This is a genomic window from Emticicia fluvialis (assembly GCF_024793945.1).
Taxonomy (GTDB): Bacteria; Bacteroidota; Bacteroidia; order Cytophagales; family Spirosomataceae; genus Emticicia; species Emticicia fluvialis.
This window is the reverse complement of the sequence record NZ_JANUSD010000019.1, coordinates 18174-37940: the sequence shown is the minus strand read 5'-3', so window position 1 is coordinate 37940 and position 19767 is coordinate 18174. Positions and strand designations below refer to the sequence as shown.

Below are 19767 nucleotides of genomic sequence, written 5' to 3'. Positions count from 1 at the left end.
ACAATAAACCAGGCACTGGTTTAGTTTTTAGCTTAAAGACCCACTGAGTGATATCCGGAGTATAGATTTTAATAATGAATATCCTAAGAGTAATATCTATTACAGGTAACCATTTACTGAATTTTATCAGAGAGCAGTTAATGGCCCTCGGCGAAGCGTTTAGACGGCCCATGGCTACTTCTATTCGTTCTATGAGGGGATTCCTCATTGCCCTCGTAGTAGGGTTATTTGTTGCCATTATTGCAGTAGGAATGCAGCCGTTTGGCCTCGACTTGTTTAATCATGAGCAAAAAACAGAATTATTACTGGGGTTTGGGCTGGTTGCCTGCATTGGTATGCTAATTGTCAAGTTTGTGCTGCCGGCTATTTTTCCTGTGTTTTATGATAAATCCAACTGGACAATTGCCCGCCAGGCACTTCACTTTCTGATTATGGTATTGCTTTTGTTGTCATTACTGGCAGCTTATAGTAATGCGTTTCATATAGTTGTTTTTAAACCGGCCGGTATCCTCAAAATCTTTGCCCTCAGTATTTTACCAGTTATTATTACCACTTTTATTCAGCAAAAGGTCTTTCAAAAAAAATTCGCCGGTTGTGCAGAAGTAATCAATAAGTCGCTGAAACAACTCAAACCTATTGATGCCAAAGGTGCACCGCCTGTTTTAAGGCTGAGCAATCATTTCAGTTTATTGCCCAATCAGTTCATTTATGCCGAAATCTCCAAAGATTCTGCCGAAGTATGCTGGCAGAATTTCCTGAGTGTAGAAAAGACTACCGTTCAGGGCAATATTGAAAAAGAACTATCGGCATTTGACCAGTTCATTTACTTAGATAAAACAATAATTGTAAATACAAGTGGAATTCAGAAGGTAGAAGGTAATGCAAGAGGCTATAGTGTCAGAATAGCCCGTACCACCAAAGAGGTAGCCGTACCCTGGAAATTCCACAAGTACCTCGAAAAATTCGCTCAGAAAAACAAGCCATTCTGACACCCTTTTTAACTTTATTGACCTGATTATAAAACTCATTCTGAGCGTTATACTCATGTGTGGATTTTTAATTTCAAAAATCTTGGCAAATATGCACAGCGCACGGGTATTCGTTCGTTCTTATGTGTAACGGACATTAAAATTGTGATGTGACCTATGCGAATATTAAGATTTACTTTATTTTTTTTTATTGCCGGTTTGTTGATAGCGCCTCAGGTACAGGCCACACACTTACGCGCAGGTGAGATAACCGCAAAAAGAATTTCATCAACTACCCTTACTTACCGGGTTACCCTAACAACATATACTGACCAGATAAACGGATATATTGCCAACGATGCCGCCAATACGTCGCAGTTTTCTTTTGGCGTAACCGGGGTGCCGCTTTTTGACGTTAAACGCAGAAAGAAGTTTTTGATTAACGCAGGAACCATGTGCAACGTTTACGATACCACCTATACCTTCCCCGGTCCGGGTCGTTACACCATCTCCTGTGCCATCACCAACCGAAACGCCAATACAGTTAACCTTCAGGGCCCAACCGACCAGATTAGTTTTTTTGTAGAAACCACTATCGTGGTGAACGGGGCACTGGGTCTGAATAATACGCCGGTTCTGCTGAATATTCCGGTAGATACAGCCGGAGTAGGCAGAAGATTCATCCATAACCCGGGTGCATTTGATGCCGACGGCGACAGCCTGGCTTACCGTTTAACGATGCCCAAAAGAGGAAGAACGGATGGGTCGAATGGTGGAGAATTTGCTGCGGGCTACAAAGATCCTTCAACATTAGGCGACAGCCGGTTGATAGAAGGGGGTGGCGGGCCATCTTTTTTCACTATCAACGCAGTAACAGGCGATCTGATATGGGATAGCCCCGGTCGATTAGGCGTAAACCAGTATCAGGTAAACGTGGCCTTCATAGTAGAAGAATGGCGGAAAGGGAATGACGGGAGCTACACCAAGATAGGAGAGATAACGCGTGACATGCAGATAATAGTAGTAGAGACACCGAACCGGCGGCCAATACTGACAGTACCCGGCACACTATGCGTAGAGGCTGGTCAGAAAGTAGAGTTTAACGTAACAGCAAGCGACCCGGACAACCAGAATATACGAATAACAACCACAGGCGGAGTTTATAACCAGAGTGCAGAAGGAGCAGTGAACTTCATAGCCCCCGAAGCGGCGAAATTCACACCCCTGAATGCGATACAGAAAAGTCCGGCGACAGGTACATTCAGTTGGGAGACCAACTGCCGGCACGTGCGGGAACAACCATATGACGTGCTATTCAAAGTAGAAGACTATCCGGGTAGATTTTCGATAACCATGACCGACACCAGGACAGTAAGGATACGGGTAATTCCCCCACGTCCGCAGGGTCTTAGCGCTCGCAGTGGAAGCAATGGCGTAGAGCTACGATGGAGCAAATACCCAGACTGCAACCTGCCGTCAGAAGACATCAGGATTGATATTTATCGTAAAGAAGGCTGTTCTAACTATATACCCGGCACATGCCAGTTGGGCTTACCAGAAAGCCTAGGGTTTGTAAAGATAGCCACGGTAAGCGCCAGCGACACCTTTTACCTGGACAACAAAACACAGAACGGAGTAATATACAGTTACAGCATTGTAGCGACGCTGGCCACAACTGAATTTACAGTGATGAACAGCGTACCATCCAATGAAGCGTGTATCGGTAGCGAACTACCCCAGAAAGCGCCAGTAATTACAAACGTAAGCGTAGAGAGAACCCACAGCGTAAACGGAGAGATACAGCTTAAATGGACAAGGCCCTTAAACTTTGACAGCACAGCCACCAAAGGGCCATATGCCTACAAGTTATACAGGGCAACGGGCATCAGCGGAGGTACCTTTCAGTTGATAGCCACCATACCTACGCGTGTCAACAAACAGACAGCAGACACGGTTTACACAGACAACGGGTTGAACACCGAAGGCAGCGGGTACACCTATCGTGTATCATTTTTATACGAGACGGATAAGCTATTAGCCGAGAGCCAGATAGCGAGCAGCGTACGTCTGACGGCGCGTTCAGACGCGCAGCGGATAAGGTTGAGCTGGCAGGCGAATGTACCCTGGAGCAACGACAACCGGAAGCACGTGCTATACAGAGAAGACAAGTCGAACCCGGGAGTATTTCACATCATAGCCGAAGTACCTGTACAAACAGTAAACACCTACAACTACATAGACGACGGTCAGGACCGGTACGATGCAGACGGGAACCAGAGCATCCAAATGGAAGTGGGTGTCAGCTACTGCTACAAGATAAAGACAGTAGGGTCATACACACGGCTACCCCAATATGGGATACTGGAGAACTACTCACAAGAGAGCTGCGGAATAGTGATAGACGACAGCCCTCCATGCCCGCCCCAGCTAACGATAGACGCATTGAACTGTCAGGAACTGGATAGAGAAGCGATATGCCGGGAGAACAGGGTACAGAACACACTAAGCTGGACGACCCCAATAAGCAGTGGGAACAACACACCTTGCCGGACAGACATTGTCGGGTACAACCTATACTATTCGCGATATAAAGGAGAGACAGGGAAACTACTCATTAGGGTAACAGGAGCCCCACCGGCGCAGACATACACACATGAGCGGTCATTGGCAGAAGGGTTTGCGGGCTGTTACTATGTAACGGCGTTGAGTAGCCTGAACCGGGAGAGTGTAGCGAGCAACGTAGTGTGTAAAGACAACTGTCCTGCGGTAGAGCTACCGAATGTAATAACGCCAAACGGAGACGGGAAGAACGACACGTTCAGTCCGATGACCTGCGAAGCGTTTATACAAGAGATAGGGATAGAGATATATAATCGTTACGGGTTAAAGATATATGAGAGTAGCGGTACGAAGGTATTGAGTTGGGACGGAAGGAGCAGTGACGGGAAGGAATTGCCATCCGGCACGTATTATTATGTAGCGCGGGTAACGATGCAACGGTTAGAGAAAACCGACGAGGTACCTGTGGCTATTAAAGGTTGGGTAGAGTTAATCAGATAATAAATACACATATACAATTATTATTAATACTAACATTTCTCAAGAGCAGAAATGTTAGTATTTTTGTTTACAGCCTGCTAAACGTAGCCATGAAAGTATGCCTTTACCCCATCTGTTCTGACCTTCAGCCTTATGTAAAAGCGATATGCTCAATAGAGAGCGATACAACCGATACAATTCTTGCACCACTCAGAATCTTACCCGATGCCTGCGTTGAGGTTTTTTTTAATTTCAGTAATAGCGCTGATACGCACGCCACTGTTACTGGCAAAAAGGAATTTCATAACAGCCGCAGTTTTGTGGTTTCGCGGGTCGGAAACTTTATGGATGTGCAAATGAAAAACAAAACCGGTTTTATTTCGGTTTGTTTTTATCCTTCTACAGCCTATTTGTTCTTTCAATTGCCAATGTCAGCCATAGCAGACAGCCTCACCGATTTACAATTTTTATGGGGGACAGTAGTACAAACAATAGAAGATGAGATAGACAACGCCACTTCTTGTGAGCAAAAAGCGGGTATAATTCAGAAGTATCTGATTCGTCAATTGAAAGCCAATAAACAAGACACAACACTTGAATATTGCCTGCAGCAGATTGCCTGTACACAAAGTAGGCTTACCGTTGCTGCATTGGCAGAAAAGGCCGGGTTAAGCCAGCGGCAACTCAGCCGCAGGTTCAATTATTGCATAGGGCTTTCTACCAAAGAGTATATCAGTATCAGTCGCTTCATTAACTCATTAGCTTATCTTAAAAAATTTCCCGAATCTAACCTGACAGACGCTGCCTACGCAAGCGGATATTACGATCAGGCACATTTTATCCATGATTATAAAACTTTTGCAGGTATTACCCCAAAGGCAGTTTTGCTAGATACCAACATTATTTGCTGATTGTCCGGGTGTCTGATTTTTACAATTTTCTGACAACAAAGCCAATTACTTTTGCAGAAAAAACAACAATATGAGAAAAGTTATTTTAGGTTTAGCTGTAAGCCTTGACAGTTTCATTGAAGGCCCCAACGGAGAATACGACTGGTGTTTTACCGACCAGGACTACGGCCTGAACGAGTTCTATCAAAAAATAGATGCTGTTTTTGTAGGCAGAAAAAGCTATGAAATGTCTTTCGGGTTAGAAAATAACGACTTCGGGTTTCCGAAAATGCAGGAATACGTCTTTTCAAATACCATGCAAGAAGCAAAGGATGGCACAACTATTATATCAGGCGACATCAGGCCTGTGGTTGAAGCCATAAAACAACAGAAAGGTAAAGACATCTGGCTCTTTGGCGGTGGTAGCCTGACAGCCTCTTTAATGAATCTGGGGCTGGTAGATGAATTGTGGTTATCGGTGCATCCCATCCTCTTAGGCAAGGGTAAACCACTGTTTCAAGGGCTTCAAGGCCGGGTATCGCTTCAATTGACAGAAACCAAAACGTATGAAACCGGTCTGGTTTCTTTAAAATATACCATAGTCTGAAATATAATATCAGGGCCAGGAGCAGTTTTGTCAGGCTTCAGAAGGTTATCATTTGCCAGCCAGCCGTATTTTGACAGTGTTGATATTTATTTTTTGGTATAGTCTGAGTTTTTTTTCTTTAACTTGGGGGAAATATCATTCTGGCTTGTCTTTAAGAAAATAACAACTTATTTAGATGGAAACAGCACTTGACCAATCGCTCGGAGGCAAACGGGCGGTATCATCTATACAACAAATTCTCTTGGGGATTCCCATTTATGTTTATATCAGCGTAGTTGCCTCAAAGCTGGTTATTTTAGGTATACTGTGGGACATCGCCTGGCACATGAGTATCGGGCGTGACGGCCTTTTCTCGGCTCCGCATGTGCTAATCTATATCGGTGCAGCTTCTGCCGGGTTATTTTCGGGCTTTAAGGTATTAAAGACGTCTTTCTGGGGTAATGACCGCGAAAAAAACAAAATGGTCAATTTCTGGGGCATTTTTTATAGTTCGCTCGGCGGTCTATTCTGTATCTGGGGTGGTCTGGCTGCCATCACCTCTGCCCCGTTCGACGATTGGTGGCATAATACCTATGGGCTTGATGTGGAGATTTTCTCTCCGCCACACACGGTGCTTCTGTTGGGCTTAATGAGTGTGCAGGTAGGGGCTATGGTGTCGGTACTGGCTTTTTTGAACAGAAAAGAGACCTTTTACTTTTTATCTGCCAGCCAAGCCGAAAGGCGGTTGAAACGGCTTCAATGGATGTTTGTATTTACTGCAGGGTTTCTGGTTACTACTATGTTTACGGCACTTTCTGAATTTCTCGACCGTTGGCAATTACATGGGGTTTCTTATTATCAGATTGCCTCTGCCGCATTTCCGGTATTATTGCTGGCAACAGCACGCGGCTCGGGCATGAAATGGGGCGCTACCTACATTGCAGCTACGTTTATGTTTTTTTTCTGGGCGGTTAATGCCACATTGCGCCTGTTACCTGCCGAACCGCTTTTAGGGCCTGTTCATAACAGAATCACAACGTATCAGACCCTGGGGTTTCCAATATTACTGATTTTCCCGGCAATAGGGCTTGATTGGCTGAGAGCCAGACTGGCAAATGTAAATGACTGGTTCTTAGCTTTGCCGCTGGCATTTATTTATCTGCTTATTCTGGTAGGTTTCAGTTATCCTTTTGGCAATTTTATTCTTGAATCCCCCATGGCACGTAGTTGGTTCTGGGGTAGTAGCTCGTGGTCTTATCAAAACAGCCCCGATTGGGAGTTTCGCTATAAATTTACCGAATGGAGCTCTACAAAAGGTTTGGGTAATTGGGCAAGCGGGCTAGGCATTGCCTTATTATTAAGCATGCTGTCTACACGCATTGGCTTAGCCTGGGGAAAATGGATGCAAAAAGTACAACGCTGATGACCAATAATTGAAAAGCATAAAAATGAAAAAGCAAATGACATTAAAAATAGTAGCCTTTATCTTGTTAAATCTGTGCTTTTTAGTGCAGGTAAATGCCCATATCGGAAGTGCAGGCATAGTGCAGGAGGGCAAAGCTGGTAAATACCAGATACAGGTATATGTAGAACCGCCGGATGTGATTCCGGGTGTTGCCAGGGTATCGGTTTCGGTAGATGGAACAGACATTGAAAGTGTAAAACTGAGTCCGATTTACTATTGGACAGGCGACGAGGGCTCGCCCAAGGAAGATGAAGCATTGCCGGTGGCAGGAGAACCCGGCAGATATGAGGGTAATATTTGGTTAATGGAAACCGGAGCAGCCAGTGTAAAAGTTAGGATATCAGGCAACAGGGGCGCCGGCGAGACGCTGATACCGATTGCTGCCCTGGCCACCGCTAAACGAGACTTGCCTGAGTCTTTAGGGTGGATTTTAGGCGGTCTGGCTTTATTGCTGGTGGGAATAATGACTACCATAGTAGGCGCAAGCAACAGTGATAGCCTTTTGAAACCCGGAGAGACAGGCGGGCAAAGTTTTAAAAGACGCAAGGTGGTGGGTTCTACCATTGGTTTAAGTTTCTGCGGGCTTTTGTTGTTTGTGGGCAATTCGTGGTGGGGCTCTATATCAAAAGAATACCAGCAAAACTATATTTACAGGCCTTACACGGCTACTACAAAAATAAAGGTAGAGAATGCCCGGAGGGTATTGAATTTTCAAATTGATTCTAACTCTGTTCAGGGGCGATGGACCAGTTTTCTGATTCCTGACCACGGCAAACTGATGCACCTGTTTCTGGTAAGGCAAGGCACGCTTGACGCCTTTGCGCATTTGCACCCAAGCCGGAAGGACACGCTTACTTTTGAAGCGCCCCTGCCGGATTTACCTGCCGGAAAATATCTGGTATACGCCGATATCCTTCGTTTTCATGGCTTACAATATACCATTGCTGATACGGTTGAGATTCCGGCTTTGAGAGTCGCTCAGGAAAGTTTTGAGAAGCAAAACAGCGATACTGACGATACCTATGTAATTAATAACCCTCTTAACAGAAAAACGCCCGGCGTGGCAGATGCCGGCATTAGTATTTGTGGCTCACCGGGGGTAAAAACCGTTTTAAAAGATGGCACAAGTATTATTTGGGAAGAGAAGCCCGGGCAGGTGCTTAGAGCTGGGCAGGTTAATAACCTTAATTTTGCTGTGATAAGTCCTGACGGTAAACCCGCCGAGTTGCAGACTTATCTGGGTATGATGGGCCATGCAGTTGTGCTGAAAGACGATGGCTCTGTTTATATTCACCTGCACCCGAACGGAACATTTTCATCAACTGCTCAGCAGGTAATGGAAAAGCGCGTTAGCGAAAATACAAATCCTGGCTATAGAGTTACCAGTGCCAGACAATTCAGAGACAGTGTTGATAACCTTTTGTTAAACTTACAGGCAATGCCCGAAACCCAGAGAGACAGACTGTTAATGGGGGGTATGACCCATAACATGAGCAGCCATCATGGGGGCAGTGTCAATTTTCCTTATGTTTTCCCCACACCGGGTAATTACCGCATCTGGTTGCAGGTAAAACGTAACGGGAAGATAATAACAGGCGCTTTTGATGCAAAAGTAATTTAAAAATCAGGTAGGAATGTCAGTGTCCGTTATAACTGAGGCTGATTGTTGACTGTTTCGGAAATTGGATGGGGACATTCCTATGGTTTTACTGAATAATCTTATAAAGTATTTAAAATCTTCATAGCCTAACTGAAAGGCAATTTCTTTGATGCTTTTGTTGGTATAAAATAATAAGCGTTGCGCCTCGCGGAAAATTTCCTGTTGTATAAAATAGGTAGAAGAAAACCCTGTAACTGCCTTGATGGTGTCGTTGAGATAACTAACCGTGATATTCATTTTTGAGGCGAAATCGGCAGGTCTTTTCAGTTCCAGATAATGGTTCTGCACTAATTGATTGAATGTTTTTACAATCTCAACACTTCTGGACGAATACTCTTGTATGCGTTTATCTTCCTGTTGCTGAAAAATGGTAACGACTTTATAGAAAAAAGAGTTGATTAGGGTTTGTATAAGTTGAGGCTGAAAAGTTTCAGATTTTTTCTCTTTTAAAGAAGAATAAAGTAACTGGAATAAATGATTGAACCATTTTTTTTCAATATCATTCAAACGGAGAAGTGCAATTCTGGTAAATGATTGCTCAATAACAGTACGGGCATTTTCATCAATCATTTTGGCATCAAAGGCAATTAACCATCCTGTCGGAACATCCCCCAAGCCGGGTTGATGAACCTGCCCCGGAGATGAAACTAAAAGAGACGGAGAGCTAATTTCTATTTCCTGAAAATCGATATTAAAACTCAATTGACCTTCTTCAAGAAAGAAGCAGGTGTAATGGTCATGGCGATGCGGAACGGCAACTTCTTCAATCAGATGTATCAACGGGTCGATTTCTGACATCGAAAAAACCTCTACCCCTATATGCCTTTCAGGCAAGTGTAATATATGGATGTTTTCTTTTGGCATACTTATCTGTTTATGACCAGAATCCGTAGGCGTATATTTTGGCTTTTATACCCGAAATAGCTTTCAGTTTTTTTCGTAGTCCGGTTACCATCGGTATATATCCTGCAATATAAATAGAAGCATAACTACTTAAGTCTTTAGACAGATACCATTTTTCAAGTACATCTGTTGCATCGCCCTGCGGATTAGCTATAAATTCAAAATCGGGATTATCGTTTACAAGTGAAGAGGGGATTTGATAATTGTTGTCTAATACTACGGCTACATCCAGCGGGTAGTATTCCCGGTTGGTTAATTGTTTCAGACTTAAACAATGCCCTAACGCGCTGCCATCTGCCAGACAAAGTATTTTGCCATTAGTGGCCGGTAGTTGTGCCGCATGGGCTACGCCCAATAAAACCTCATCTCCTGTTTTCAGGTTCTGAGCCCAGCGGCTACCTGCTCCGTTGTGGCCTGCCTCTACAAACAACGTGCATATCTTTTTATCAGTGTTCCATAAGGCAGGCGTATAATCTCTGAACTGTAAATTATCTACTTTACATTTTACCCGCTTAATCGTGTTCCATTTGTTGAAATCAGTTGTAGGGAGGTGCACATCTATTTCATAGAGTGTTGCAGGTTCCCAGACCCTGATTCCCACTACTATTGATGGACTGAACAATTGGTCCATCAGGTTTGATACCGCCTTTGCCAGAATATTTGCCATTTTGTCTCATTTATCTGGCAAATGTACGGCAGCAATAAATGGCTTTTGTCCGACAAATAGCTTTGATAGGTGGACAAATGGCAGCTGTTTCAGTTCTGTTTATTGCTGTTGCTTTTGATTTTCTCAAAGGCCTGTGCTAAAAGCTTATTAAATGCTTCTGGTTTTTCAATCATGGGGTAGTGCCCTGTTAAGCCCACATCAAACATTTGTACGTTTATGCCTCCTTTGCTGAAAGATAAGGTATCTGTTGGGTGCATAGAACTATTAATCAGATAAAGTGCCTTGTGCCATTCTTTCAGCCGGGCATCAGCCGGATACCGCATGTTCAGTTCAAGGCTGTTTACAGCAATTACAGAATCTGATTGAATAATGTCCTCTGTAACTCGTTTCCTGACGAGGCTGTCTGTAGATGGGGCAAATAACGTCTGATTAACAAAGCCAGAAACCACTTTTTTATAATTGGCTCGTGCCATGTTGAAAAACGCATCAGTTTCCTTTTTAGATGCTGGGGTTTCTACCCAACCGTAGGTATTAAAATTATCAATACCTATGATACCCAGCACTGTTTGCGGATTGGTGAGAGCGGTTTCCAGAACAATGAACCCACTCATAGAGTGGCCTATTAATATGACATGCTTCAGTTGCAAGGTTTTTATAACGGCCGAAATGTCTTTCGCATAGTTTTCTACCGTCCAGCTCTGGCGATTCTTACCTGATTCACCAAAGCCGGGCAGGTCTACTGTAACTACCCTGTAACTTTTCTTAAATGCATTTACCTGGGGGCTCCAGTAAGCCCGGTTTATCCCCCAGCCATGCACAAAAAGCAAGGTAGTATCGCCGGTCCGGGTATCGTCATAAGCTATCTTCACGCCTTCATTTTCAATAACAGGCTTAATGGTTGATTCTGAACCCTTTTGCGTTACATTACTACATGCCAGTTGAGAAACTATCAAGAGTGCAAGATGGGTATGCTGATAAATGGTTCGTAACTTCATAAAACAGAAAGGTAAGCTTTATAACAAAAAGAGGGCATGTAACCATGCCCCCCGGATGGTTTTATTATCAATTATATCCAGCCTCCTGCACGATACTCTCTTTTTACGAAAGCATTGGCCGGGTCAAAATTGGTGATTTTCATATTTTTGCCGTCCCAAAGTAGTTTTTTGCGACCAATGAACTTATTGTTCGAATCACGGAGCAGGAACGAGCGTACGGCCAGATTACCCATCAGGACAATTTCAGTAAGTGGGCCGGCCTCTGCGAAAGCAGAGCTTGTGTAAGCGCCGTAACCTTCTTTACAGGCTTTTACCCATTGTTGCTGATGCCCTTCTGTATCGCCCTCTACCAGTGCCCGTTTCGGAGCCGGTATTTTTACGTTCAGGAATTTGGCCTCAGGAAAAAACTTAGGATTATTACCAAACAACTCGGTAGCCAGTATACCTTTTGTGCCTTTAAACAGAATACCACCGTCAGCACTGGAAAATACTTTGTCGTAATCGCAACCCTCAGGCAATTCCGGGCGGATTCCGCCATCATACCACGATAGCCCAATTTCTTTATGTACTTTTCCGGTCGGATTCGGGAATTTGAGGTGAATAGCCGCCGATGGGGGGCATACATCATCATAGAAAGCCTCCTTAAAGAAATCGGCATATACTTGCCCCACCGAACATTCTACCGAGGTAGGGTAGCCCAGTTTCAAGGCACGGAAGGGGACATCAATAAAATGGCAGCCCATATCGCCAAGGGCACCGGTGCCGAAGTCCCAGTATCCACGCCACCGGAACGGCATGTAGGCTTCGTGGTAGTCGCGCATGGGTGCAGTACCCAGCCACAGGTTCCAGTCTACGTCACCTGGTACAGGTTGTTTTTCTCCTTTATCTTTTGGCGATTGTACGCCTTGCGGCCATACGGGGCGGTTTGTCCATACTTCTACTTTACTTACCTCGCCAATCATTCCGCTCTGTATAATTGCCTCGGTAATACGGGTTCCTTTACCGCTACTACCCTGATTACCCATTTGGGTAACCAATTTATATTTTTGGGCAGCTTCGGTCAGTTGGCGAGCCTCCCAGATATCGTGCGTAAGAGGTTTTTCTACATACACGTGTTTGCCCAGTTGCATGGCTGTCATGGCAATGGGGTAGTGCATGTGGTCTGGGGTGGTTACAATTACTGCATCAATGTTTTTTGCCTCTTTCTCCAGCATCTGGCGGTAATCGCGGTAATAGGGGGCTTTTGGAAATTGCGTGCGGAATTTCTTAGACATCCGGTCGTCTACATCACAAAGCGCTACAATATTATCTGAACCGTTATTAAAGGAGTACCGGATGTTCACATCGGCCTTGCCGCCACAACCTACTGCGGCTATGTTTAGTTTATCGCTGGGTGCTACAAAGCCTTTGCCCAGCACATGGCGGGGCACAATCATAAACCCGGCCGATGCCAGAGAGGCGCTCTTGATGAAGGTGCGTCTGGTAGTGTTGCCCGGATTTTTTTCAGTTTTTTTCATAGGTAAACGGGGTTTGAATGAGTTTGTTTGGTATACGCTTGTATAGAGGGGAAATCCTGCTGAAAAATACAAAATTATATTGAGACTGAACAAATGGTAGCCAAACTTTAAGTGAACAGCAAAAAACAACAAAAGCCCGGCAGTTACCTACCGGGCTTTGTGTATGACTGTGCGAGTAAATTATTTTACTTCTACTTCTGCACCAGCTTCTTCCAAAGATTTTTTCAAACCTTCAGCTTCGTCTTTAGCTACACCTTCTTTCAAAGGTTTCGGAGCAGAGTCAACTAAATCTTTAGCTTCTTTCAAGCCAAGACCTGTAAGGTCTTTAACCAATTTCACAACTGCAAGTTTGTTAGGACCAGCAGCTTTCAAGATTACGTCGAAAGATGTTTTTTCTACAGGAGCTTCAGCAGCATCGCCACCACCAGCATTACCGGCTACCATTACTGGAGCAGCAGCTGCAGGCTCAATACCATATTCATCTTTCAATATTTGTGCTAATTCGTTTACTTCTTTTACAGTCAAATTTACTAATTGTTCTGCAAATGCTTTCAAATCTGCCATTTTTGTATAGAATTTAAAAGTTAATACTTGATTTTGATAAATAATTTTAATGAATAATCAGTCTGTATGACTGATGGGTGTTTACTGTATAAAGCCGTTGAAGGCTAAGATTGGTAAACGAATCAGGCTGCTTCTTTCTCTGACAAAGTCTTGAGAATACCAGCCAATTTGTTGCCACCGCTTTGCAAGCCAGAAATAACATTCTTGGCAGGTGATTGCAACAATCCGATAACTTCGCCAACTAATTCTTGCTTTGACTTCAGGTTCAACAACGTATCTAGTTGGTCGTGACCTATAAACAAAGCTGAATCAACCGAAGCACCTTTTAATTTGATGCTGTCTTTATTAGCTTTCAGGAAATCCTTAATCAATTTTGCAGCTATTTTGCCCGACTCTTCGTGGAACATCACACCTGAAAAACCTTTAAGAACAGTTCCGTCAAACGGCGTATAATCGGTATCTAATCTTTCCAGAGCTTTGCTGATCAATGTATTTTTCACTACACGATACTCAATACCACGCTCGAAACACAAACGACGTAATTCATTGGTTTTAGCAACGTTCAATCCGCTTGCATCGGTGATATAGAAGTAAGGGGTAGCTGCAAATTTCTCTGCAAGCTCTTCAATTATTGCTCCTTTTTCTTCTTTTGTCATGATTACAATCCATTAATGGTTGTTTTGTCGATTTGAATACCAGGTCCCATTGTGCTGGCAAGTGCTACGCTTTTCACGTAGGTACCTTTAGCAGAAGACGGTTTCAATTTCAACAAAGTTTGAATCAATTCTGTAGCATTTTCTGCTAATTTCTCAGGTGAGAAAGAAACCTTACCGATGGAAGCGTGAATGATACCGGTTTTATCAACTTTGAAGTCAATTTTACCTGCTTTCACTTCTTTTACAGCTGTTGCTACGTCGAGCGTTACAGTACCAGACTTAGGGTTTGGCATTAATCCGCGAGGGCCGAGGATTTTACCTAACTTACCAAGTTTAGCCATAACAGTTGGCATCGTAATGATTACGTCGATGTCTGTCCAGCCTTGTTCGATTTTCTGAATGTATTCGTCCAACCCTACGTAGTCAGCGCCAGCAGCTTTTGCATCAGCTTCTTTGTCAGGTGTACATAATACAAGAACACGAACAGTTTTACCGGTTCCGTGTGGTAGTGCAACCACACCACGTACCATTTGGTCTGCCTTACGAGGGTCAACACCTAAACGTACGTGAACATCTACTGAAGAGTCGAATTTAGTGTATGAAATCTGCTTCAATACATCAGCTGCTTCTTTAAGAGAATAAGCCTTTGAAGCATCATACTTCGACATTGCTTCCTTTCTTTTTTTGGTCAATTTTGCCATTGCTTTTTTTGGTTATAGCGTTATGCCGTGCATAACTCCCATGAATAATAACGAGCGATCTACATCACTCATTTGTTTTTTAGAACGGTGCGTTGCCTGTGATGGTAATACCCATGTTTTGGGCTGTACCGGCAATCATCTTCATTGCTGATTCCACAGTAAAGCAATTCAGGTCTGGCATTTTGGTTTCGGCAATTGTTTTTACCTGATCCCAAGTAACCGAGCCCACTTTTTTACGGTTGGGTTGGTCTGAACCTGTCTTGATTTTGGTTGCTTCTAACAGCATGATAGCAGCGGGCGGAGTTTTGATGGCAAACTCAAACGACTTGTCGGTAAAGTATGTAATTACAACCGGCAATACCATACCCATTTTGTCTTGAGTACGGGCGTTGAATTGTTTACAAAATTCCATGATGTTCAAGCCTTTAGAACCCAACGCCGGACCAATCGGTGGTGAAGGGTTAGCCTGACCGCCTTTTACCTGAAGTTTCACATAACCTGCGATGTCTTTCGCCATTGTCTTTCAGATTTTAAGGAATTTTACAATAAGATTTGATTGAATCTTGAAGAAGGGCTCACATTCCTGCCTCATTATCAAGCATTTCCGTTGATTTGGTTCAGAAATTTCGCCTGTTATCAGGGGAAGCGACATCTGTTTAAAGAGACATCAAGATAAAGACTGATTTCCGCCGCTCCGAAAAGTATTTACACACCTTTAGAAAATCGGACTGCAAAAGTAGATGTTTTCAAATTGTTTTGCAACGAAACACCAAAGTATTTTCTAAAAATCTTACAAATAGCCCCGGCAGATACGCTTGCCTCAAGCAATTGATAATAAACTGATTATACAACGCTTGCTGAAATGGCTGCCAAAGAATTTTTAAGGTAAAAATGCTATAAAAAGGGGGTTAATAGCCCCATTAGATAATATTTAACATTGGCTTAACACACCTAACGATTTTTTAATCATAAATTTGCACCGCACTAATTTAAAACGCCTTTATGAGTTCTGCTCACCGTGTGTTAGTAGTTGATGATGAAGCTGATATTGTGGAGTTGTTAAGCTACAACCTTGAAAAAGAGGGGTACAAAGTTGCTACTGCCCCCGATGGTAAAAAAGCTATTGAAGTTGCACGCGAATTTCTTCCTGAATTAGTAATTCTCGATATCATGATGCCACATCTGGATGGCATAGAGGTAGGCCGGACCCTGAGGGGGATTCCGGAAATGAAAAATACGTATATTCTGTACCTGACGGCTCGTTCAGAAGAGTATTCTGAAATTGCAGCCTTTGAAGTAGGTGCCGACGACTACCTCAACAAGCCCATTAAGCCCCGGGCATTAATGAGCCGTATCAATGCGTTTTTCCGCAGGGAAGCTCAGAAAACCGACACCAGCGATTCGCTTGAAGTGGCAGGCCTAAGCATTAACCGCCAGAACTACACCGTTACCAAAACAGATGGTTCTACGATAGTGCTCCCTAAAAAAGAATTTGAGTTACTTTTCTTCCTGGCGCAGTATCCTAACAAAGTATTCAGCCGTGATGAAATCCTGCAGAAAATCTGGGGTGTTGATATCTTCGTTGTTGAACGTACCATTGATGTACACATACGTAAGGTTCGGGAAAAAGTTGGCGAAAACTACATCAAAACCCTTAAAGGTGTAGGGTATATGTTTACAGATGAATAATAATCTGTAATTTTAAGAGAAAATTATCTTTTAGTTTTGTGGTGTTTACATGCACTGATGATTTTCTGTATTTAATCGCGCCCTTCAGTATGTCGTTCAGCCCCCGCATCATTGCGTTTTTTCTTGCCGTAATAATTACGACAGTCTCTATTGTATTCCTCAGTTTTGTGCCTAATGTTAGCGCGGCCATGTTGTTTGTGGTGGGGGTATCTTCGTTTTTTTCGTCTTTCTTTTTTGTTTTTTATACCATTGATATCCTGATTTTCAAAGAAGTTGGGCAGATATACAAGAGTATCCAGAAGCTGAAAATCCGTGATTTTGATATCTCGCGCAAGTCACTTATTAAAAGTGTCAACCCCATCAAGATGCTCAATACCGAGATTTCTACCTATGTAAGCCGTAAACAACAGGAAATTGATGAGTTAAAAAAAATGGAGCAATACAGGCGAGAGTTTCTGGCCGATGTATCGCACGAACTGAAAACACCCATTTTTGCGGCGCAGGGCTTTATTCATACCCTGATTGACGGTGCCAAAGAAGACCCTGTCATTTTAGACCGTTTTCTGAATAAAGCAGCTAAAAGCCTGGATGGGCTTGATGCGCTCGTGAGAGACCTCGTTACCTTATCGCAGGTTGAAAAGGGTGATTTAAAAATGCACTTTGAAAAAATAGAGCTGAAGCACATAACTGAAGAAATATTTGAGCAGCTGGAGTCAAAAGCCAAAACCAGGGGTGTAACGCTGAAAATAAAACCGAAAGATTTACAGGTAGCCTGGGTAATTGCAGACAAGCAGCGGATATCTCAGGTATTGACTAACCTGGTCGACAACGCCATTAAATATGGTAAAGAAAACGGCAAAATAATTGTAGAAATAGAAGAAGAGAAAAAGTATTTCCAGGTTTCTATTGAAGATGACGGCCCCGGCATTGCTCCCGAGCATCTGTCACGCATTTTTGAACGCTTCTACCGTATAGACAAAAGCCGCTCGCGCGAAACCGGAGGCACAGGCCTTGGCTTGGCTATTGTTAAGCACATACTTAACGCCCACCATTCTAAAATAACCGTAACCAGCAAAATTGACAAAGGTACCAGATTCACTTTCAAACTGCCGGTTGTGAGTTAATTATTTAACAACCATACCGGCAGGCTAAATAGACCTGAGTGTAAATTTTAAGGCATGTTTTCATAATAATAACCTACCTTTGTATAAAATTTACTTTCTTTTAGCAGTATGGATTTCGAGTTTGAGTTTGAGGAAACCCCCAAAATAAAGACTACACCAAAAAATGTTGTTTTTGAAGATCTGATAATCTTTGAAAACAACGATTATATAGTAATTAATAAGCCGCCGTTTCTGTCTAGCCTCGACGAGCGCACCCAAGACAAACACCAGAGCATTCTGCGTCTGGCAAAGGCCTACTCAGATGATGCCCAGCTTTGCCACCGGCTCGATAAAGAGACATCAGGGGTATTGGCCATTGCTAAAAACCCTGCAGCTTACCGGAACCTGGCCATGCAGTTCGAAAACCGTGAGGTAACCAAGCGCTACCATGCAGTAGTAAATGGTGTTCATGATTTTGACAGTATATCGGTATTTTTGCCTATTGCCCAGTTGAAAGACGGCACGGCTGTAAGGATAGACCGTGAGAAAGGTAAAATAGCTGAAACTATCTTCTTTACGCTCAAGGCCTACAGGTATCATACATTGGTAGAGTGTATTCCGGTTACAGGCCGCATGCACCAGATACGTGTGCATTTGCAATGCCTGAAAGCCCCTATTGTTTGTGACCCTACTTATGGTGGAGACGACATCTTCCTTTCGCAGCTGAAAAGCAAAAAATTCAACCTTAAGAAAGGTACTGAAGAATTACCCTTGATAAAAAGGGTGGCTTTGCATGCGCATTCGCTTACTTTCCGATTACTGGATGGAGAGGTATTAAAGATAGAGGCTCCTTACCCGAAAGACTTTGATGTGCTGGTAAAACAGTTGGATAAGTTTACTGCCTGATATTCGGGTCTACTCAGCAGAAGTGTTTATGGCTACATTTTTTTTTCGCCCCATGGTCATTAAAATCACGCCTGTCAGAACAATGGCTGAGGCAACCAGTGAGCGTGGGGTGAGCACCTCTCCTTTAAAAATCCATCCCAAAAAGAAGGCCACTACCGGGTTTACGTACGCATAAGTAGCTGTAACCTGTGGCGGTGCGTTGTTAATCAGCCACAAGTATGCGCTGTAGCCTATATAAGAGCCCACTACAATGAGGTAAATTAATGCCAGCCAGGTTTCCTGTGTCATATTACGAAAGGCCTGCACATGATTCTCTTCAAATATCAGACTCATTACAAGAGAGAAGCATCCGCCGGTTATCATTTGTATGGCTGTAGACTGAACAGGTTTCGGGAGCGACATATATGGGGATTTCAAAGAACCAAAAGCCCAGGCAACTGAACCCGCAAATACCAGTAAGGCCGGGAAAACGGCCACTTCCCGATTGGCAGTATTGGCCGGATTCATCGGGTCAAGGAGGTAAGCCATCCCGGATAGGCCTATCACCAACCCAATTAAACCGATAAATGTTGGCTTGGTTTTGCTGAAAAACAGAAAGTCGAGCATTATCATCCAGGCAGGCAAGGTAGCAACCAGCAATGCAACCAGGCCTGACGGCATGAAGCGCAGCGCATACGCCACTGTACAATTGCCAATGCCACTCAGTGTTACACCCACAACAGCAGCGTTACGTATCTCTTTGAAGTCGGGTATGCCATAGCCTTTCCACAAAGTAAAGATAAACAACAGTATACCGCCGGTAAGGAATCGTAAGCAGGAAACCATCATGGGCGGAAGCACCTCAATGGCATACTTCATGCCTAAAAAAGTAGAACCCCAGACCACATAGACAAGCCCGAGAGCAATAATAAGCTTGGTTTTATAAGACATGGATTAAAGCAGTGAAAGCAGGGCAATTCTAAAAAACAGCATGCTGAAACGGGTTGGGTTTCAGGCATTGCATACAGGGCAGGTGCCTTGCATAAGCATATTAATTTCAGACAGCTTGTAGCCATCGGGTAAGCTAATCTTAGGTATATGCACACTTTCAAGGCAGGTAGTATTACCGCACGACAAACATTTAAAATGAACGTGGTCGTGGTGGTGCTCTTCATGAGAGCACTCAGTAGAACGGCAGAGTGCATACTTGGTGCCGCCTTCGTCGTCCAGTACTTTATGTATTATACCTTTTTCAACAAAGGTTTTCAGGGTTCTGTAAATAGTAACCCTGTCAAAGCGCTCTCCGAACAGGTTTTCCAGGTCTCCGTGCGAAAGCGCATGGCTGTAAGTCTGAAAAGACGCCAATATATCTTCACGACAGCCCGTATGGCGCAAGTCGTATTCTTTCAGTGTATTTTTAGAGAGACTCATAATTTATAAACGATAAATTCATGAAAGTCGTTTTGTATTGTCAATATC

The 19767-nt window shown here is 43.5% G+C and carries 19 protein-coding genes; 9 read left to right on the top strand and 10 right to left on the bottom strand.

Annotation, left to right across the window (positions count from 1 at the left end):
- Positions 1 to 74 precede the first annotated feature (74 nt).
- From NZ848_RS19090 to NZ848_RS19065, 6 genes are all read left to right on the top strand, one after another.
- Positions 75 to 989 carry a hypothetical protein gene (locus tag NZ848_RS19090; protein WP_259016870.1) on the top strand — a complete coding sequence of 305 codons (915 nt, stop codon included), beginning with the start codon at positions 75 to 77 and terminating at the stop codon, positions 987 to 989.
- A 156-nt stretch (positions 990 to 1145) separates the two neighbouring features.
- Entirely contained in the window at positions 1146 to 4028 is a 2883-nt protein-coding gene (locus NZ848_RS19085; RefSeq protein WP_259016869.1) for a gliding motility-associated C-terminal domain-containing protein, read from the top strand.
- 89 nt (positions 4029 to 4117) lie between these two features.
- Positions 4118 to 4918, top strand: coding sequence for a helix-turn-helix domain-containing protein (locus NZ848_RS19080; RefSeq protein WP_259016868.1), 801 nt, complete (start codon positions 4118 to 4120; stop codon positions 4916 to 4918).
- A 70-nt stretch (positions 4919 to 4988) separates the two neighbouring features.
- Positions 4989 to 5504, top strand: a complete 516-nt coding sequence (locus NZ848_RS19075; protein ID WP_259016867.1) for a dihydrofolate reductase family protein — start codon at positions 4989 to 4991, stop codon at positions 5502 to 5504.
- 175 nt (positions 5505 to 5679) lie between these two features.
- Positions 5680 to 6906 (top strand): hypothetical protein, encoded by a 1227-nt coding sequence (locus NZ848_RS19070; RefSeq protein WP_259016866.1) that lies wholly within the window; start codon positions 5680 to 5682, stop codon positions 6904 to 6906.
- Between the two features lie 37 nt (positions 6907 to 6943).
- Complete coding sequence (locus tag NZ848_RS19065) at positions 6944 to 8569, top strand: hypothetical protein (protein ID WP_259016865.1); 1626 nt, start codon at positions 6944 to 6946, stop codon at positions 8567 to 8569.
- Positions 8570 to 8572: 3 nt separating this feature from the next.
- On the opposite strand, the gene NZ848_RS19060 is transcribed toward NZ848_RS19065, so the two are convergent.
- The 8 genes from NZ848_RS19060 to rplK form a co-directional block, all read right to left on the bottom strand.
- Positions 8573 to 9472 carry a helix-turn-helix domain-containing protein gene (locus tag NZ848_RS19060; RefSeq protein ID WP_259016864.1) on the bottom strand — a complete coding sequence of 300 codons (900 nt, stop codon included), beginning with the start codon at positions 9470 to 9472 and terminating at the stop codon, positions 8573 to 8575.
- 10 nt (positions 9473 to 9482) lie between these two features.
- A complete protein-coding gene (locus NZ848_RS19055) occupies positions 9483 to 10178 on the bottom strand; it encodes a siderophore-interacting protein (RefSeq protein WP_253532137.1) in 696 nt (231 codons plus the stop codon).
- A gap of 89 nt (positions 10179 to 10267) precedes the next feature.
- Positions 10268 to 11173, bottom strand: coding sequence for an alpha/beta fold hydrolase (locus tag NZ848_RS19050; protein WP_259016863.1), 906 nt, complete (start codon positions 11171 to 11173; stop codon positions 10268 to 10270).
- A 71-nt stretch (positions 11174 to 11244) separates the two neighbouring features.
- Positions 11245 to 12690, bottom strand: a complete 1446-nt coding sequence (locus NZ848_RS19045) for a Gfo/Idh/MocA family protein (protein ID WP_259016862.1) — start codon at positions 12688 to 12690, stop codon at positions 11245 to 11247.
- Between the two features lie 180 nt (positions 12691 to 12870).
- On the bottom strand, positions 12871 to 13254 hold the full coding sequence (gene rplL / locus NZ848_RS19040; protein WP_259016861.1) for a 50S ribosomal protein L7/L12: 384 nt from the start codon (positions 13252 to 13254) through the stop codon (positions 12871 to 12873).
- Positions 13255 to 13376: 122 nt separating this feature from the next.
- A complete protein-coding gene (gene rplJ / locus NZ848_RS19035) occupies positions 13377 to 13910 on the bottom strand; it encodes a 50S ribosomal protein L10 (protein ID WP_259016860.1) in 534 nt (177 codons plus the stop codon).
- A 2-nt stretch (positions 13911 to 13912) separates the two neighbouring features.
- On the bottom strand, positions 13913 to 14611 hold the full coding sequence (rplA, locus tag NZ848_RS19030) for a 50S ribosomal protein L1 (protein WP_101728264.1): 699 nt from the start codon (positions 14609 to 14611) through the stop codon (positions 13913 to 13915).
- 79 nt (positions 14612 to 14690) lie between these two features.
- The gene (gene rplK / locus NZ848_RS19025; protein ID WP_253532145.1) at positions 14691 to 15128 is read right to left on the bottom strand and encodes a 50S ribosomal protein L11; all 438 of its coding nucleotides are present in this window, start codon (positions 15126 to 15128) and stop codon (positions 14691 to 14693) included.
- Positions 15129 to 15613: 485 nt separating this feature from the next.
- On the opposite strand from rplK, the gene NZ848_RS19020 reads away from it, so the two are divergent.
- The 3 genes from NZ848_RS19020 (at position 15614) to NZ848_RS19010 (ending at position 18309) form a co-directional block, all read left to right on the top strand.
- Entirely contained in the window at positions 15614 to 16300 is a 687-nt protein-coding gene (locus NZ848_RS19020; RefSeq protein WP_259016859.1) for a response regulator transcription factor, read from the top strand.
- An 89-nt stretch (positions 16301 to 16389) separates the two neighbouring features.
- Positions 16390 to 17424: a sensor histidine kinase gene (locus NZ848_RS19015; protein WP_253532147.1), complete on the top strand. Its 1035-nt coding sequence runs from the start codon at positions 16390 to 16392 to the stop codon at positions 17422 to 17424.
- A 108-nt stretch (positions 17425 to 17532) separates the two neighbouring features.
- Positions 17533 to 18309, top strand: a complete 777-nt coding sequence (locus NZ848_RS19010; protein WP_101728260.1) for an RluA family pseudouridine synthase — start codon at positions 17533 to 17535, stop codon at positions 18307 to 18309.
- A 9-nt stretch (positions 18310 to 18318) separates the two neighbouring features.
- On the opposite strand, the gene NZ848_RS19005 is transcribed toward NZ848_RS19010, so the two are convergent.
- Both NZ848_RS19005 and NZ848_RS19000 read right to left on the bottom strand, forming a co-directional pair.
- The gene (locus tag NZ848_RS19005) at positions 18319 to 19239 is read right to left on the bottom strand and encodes an EamA family transporter (protein WP_259016858.1); all 921 of its coding nucleotides are present in this window, start codon (positions 19237 to 19239) and stop codon (positions 18319 to 18321) included.
- A 60-nt stretch (positions 19240 to 19299) separates the two neighbouring features.
- Positions 19300 to 19719 (bottom strand): Fur family transcriptional regulator, encoded by a 420-nt coding sequence (locus NZ848_RS19000; RefSeq protein WP_253532153.1) that lies wholly within the window; start codon positions 19717 to 19719, stop codon positions 19300 to 19302.
- Positions 19720 to 19767: the final 48 nt, after the last annotated feature.

Excerpts from the sequence above, each read along its gene's own strand:
- NZ848_RS19090 (WP_259016870.1), top strand. The coding sequence starts at position 75 with ATGAATATCCTAAGAGTAATATCTATTACAGGTAACCATTTACTGAAT.
- NZ848_RS19085 (WP_259016869.1), top strand. The coding sequence starts at position 1,146 with ATGCGAATATTAAGATTTACTTTATTTTTTTTTATTGCCGGTTTGTTG.
- NZ848_RS19080 (WP_259016868.1), top strand. The coding sequence starts at position 4,118 with ATGAAAGTATGCCTTTACCCCATCTGTTCTGACCTTCAGCCTTATGTA.
- NZ848_RS19075 (WP_259016867.1), top strand. The coding sequence starts at position 4,989 with ATGAGAAAAGTTATTTTAGGTTTAGCTGTAAGCCTTGACAGTTTCATT.
- NZ848_RS19070 (WP_259016866.1), top strand. The coding sequence starts at position 5,680 with ATGGAAACAGCACTTGACCAATCGCTCGGAGGCAAACGGGCGGTATCA.
- NZ848_RS19065 (WP_259016865.1), top strand. The coding sequence starts at position 6,944 with ATGACATTAAAAATAGTAGCCTTTATCTTGTTAAATCTGTGCTTTTTA.
- NZ848_RS19060 (WP_259016864.1), bottom strand. The coding sequence starts at position 9,472 with ATGCCAAAAGAAAACATCCATATATTACACTTGCCTGAAAGGCATATA.
- NZ848_RS19055 (WP_253532137.1), bottom strand. The coding sequence starts at position 10,178 with ATGGCAAATATTCTGGCAAAGGCGGTATCAAACCTGATGGACCAATTG.
- NZ848_RS19050 (WP_259016863.1), bottom strand. The coding sequence starts at position 11,173 with ATGAAGTTACGAACCATTTATCAGCATACCCATCTTGCACTCTTGATA.
- NZ848_RS19045 (WP_259016862.1), bottom strand. The coding sequence starts at position 12,690 with ATGAAAAAAACTGAAAAAAATCCGGGCAACACTACCAGACGCACCTTC.
- rplL (WP_259016861.1), bottom strand. The coding sequence starts at position 13,254 with ATGGCAGATTTGAAAGCATTTGCAGAACAATTAGTAAATTTGACTGTA.
- rplJ (WP_259016860.1), bottom strand. The coding sequence starts at position 13,910 with ATGACAAAAGAAGAAAAAGGAGCAATAATTGAAGAGCTTGCAGAGAAA.
- rplA (WP_101728264.1), bottom strand. The coding sequence starts at position 14,611 with ATGGCAAAATTGACCAAAAAAAGAAAGGAAGCAATGTCGAAGTATGAT.
- rplK (WP_253532145.1), bottom strand. The coding sequence starts at position 15,128 with ATGGCGAAAGACATCGCAGGTTATGTGAAACTTCAGGTAAAAGGCGGT.
- NZ848_RS19020 (WP_259016859.1), top strand. The coding sequence starts at position 15,614 with ATGAGTTCTGCTCACCGTGTGTTAGTAGTTGATGATGAAGCTGATATT.
- NZ848_RS19015 (WP_253532147.1), top strand. The coding sequence starts at position 16,390 with ATGTCGTTCAGCCCCCGCATCATTGCGTTTTTTCTTGCCGTAATAATT.
- NZ848_RS19010 (WP_101728260.1), top strand. The coding sequence starts at position 17,533 with ATGGATTTCGAGTTTGAGTTTGAGGAAACCCCCAAAATAAAGACTACA.
- NZ848_RS19005 (WP_259016858.1), bottom strand. The coding sequence starts at position 19,239 with ATGTCTTATAAAACCAAGCTTATTATTGCTCTCGGGCTTGTCTATGTG.
- NZ848_RS19000 (WP_253532153.1), bottom strand. The coding sequence starts at position 19,719 with ATGAGTCTCTCTAAAAATACACTGAAAGAATACGACTTGCGCCATACG.